Below are 1,295 nucleotides of genomic sequence, written 5' to 3' on the forward strand. Positions count from 1 at the left end.
GTCCTGGTGGTCTCCGGTCTCTACCTGTGGTGGCCGCGCGGGCGGGCGGCGAGCGCGCTGTTCTGGCCGCGCCTGCACCTGCGCGGACGACCGCTGTGGCGCGATTTACATGTGGTCGCCGGTTTCTGGGGCAGCCTGCTGTTGCTGTTCATGCTGCTCAGCGGGATGACCTGGACCGGCTACTGGGGCAAGCAGTTCGCCGATGTCTGGAACCGCTTCCCGGCGGCGATGTGGAACGATGTGCCGACCTCCGACATGCAGGCCGGTAGCCTCAACAGCGCGTCGCGCCAGCAGGTGCCCTGGCCGCTGGAGAACACTCCGCTGCCGCGCTCGCCGCCCGCCCGCGCGGCCACCACAGGTAGAGACCGGAGACCACCAGGACGATGCCCCAGCCGGCGGCCAGCTCGATCAGCCGGTCGCCGACGGTCCCGACCATCAGCTCGCCATGCAGTGCCCGGGCCACCGCCTGGAGATTCAGCTGCGCATCCTGGCGGCCGAGTTCGCGTCCGCTGTAGGGATCGACGAAGAGGTTCCATTGCCTGCCCTCTTCGCCAATCACGAATTGCGCGCTGCGCCCCGCCTCGCTCGGCGGCAGGTACTGGCTGACGGCGGCCTGCGGGTGCGCCTGGCGCACCCCGGCGAGCAACTGGTCGGCGCTGCGCATCTGCGCACCGGCCTCGACCCGCAGCAGTTGCGGATAGAGCAGCGCATCCAGTTGCGGCTTGAACAGGTAGACGATTCCGGTCAGCGCCAGCAGGATCATGAAGGGCGCGACGAACAGGCCGGCGTAGAAATGCCAGCGCCAGGCCAGCGCGTAGAAGTCACGGCCGTTCTTTTCGTTCGATTGCATGGATCACCTCATCGGAGCGCACGTAGGCAAGGCGGGCCCCGCTGGACGGGGCCTCGTTGAAGGTTCAGAAGCTGAAGTCGACCTTGGTCCAGAAGGTCCGGCCCGGCTCTGGAACCGTTTCGTTGGCGGAGAAACCGAAGCCGGCGTCGCCGGCCTTGTTCAGGTGCTCGGTGTAATCCTTGTCGAACAGGTTATCGACACCGGCGCTCAGCTTGACGTTGCGAGTCACCCGGTAGGCGCCGTTGAGCGAGAAGACGCCGAAGCCGGCGCTCTTGTCGAAGTCCTTGCCGACCACGTTGCCCTGGTCCCTGGCGATACGATTCTGCGGCGCGACCACCCGCCACAGGCTGCCGGCACTCCAGTCGCCTTCCTCGTAGGTCAGGCCGAAGCGCGCTTCCAGCGGCGGGATCTGCGGCAGCGCGCGGTCGTCCGAGCTGTTCTTGCC

General features: G+C 67.4%; 1 protein-coding gene and 2 pseudogenes. 1 reads left to right on the forward strand and 2 read right to left on the reverse strand.

What is annotated here, in order from left to right; genetic code table 11:
- Positions 1 to 333, forward strand: a pseudogene (locus FFS27_RS32800) (PepSY domain-containing protein); the annotation flags it as partial.
- Here the strand turns inward: FFS27_RS32800 and FFS27_RS32805 are convergent.
- Both FFS27_RS32805 and FFS27_RS32810 read right to left on the reverse strand, forming a co-directional pair.
- Positions 326 to 850 (reverse strand): annotated as a pseudogene (locus FFS27_RS32805) (PepSY-associated TM helix domain-containing protein); the annotation flags it as partial. The pseudogenes FFS27_RS32800 and FFS27_RS32805 overlap by 8 nt on opposite strands.
- A 64-nt stretch (positions 851 to 914) precedes the next feature.
- On the reverse strand, positions 915 to 1,295 hold a 381-nt coding region (locus FFS27_RS32810; RefSeq protein ID WP_134515572.1), incomplete at its 5' end, for a TonB-dependent receptor domain-containing protein.

The sequence above is a fragment of the Pseudomonas sp. 2VD genome, assembly GCF_005503585.1.
Classification (GTDB): Bacteria; Pseudomonadota; Gammaproteobacteria; order Pseudomonadales; family Pseudomonadaceae; genus Pseudomonas; species Pseudomonas aeruginosa.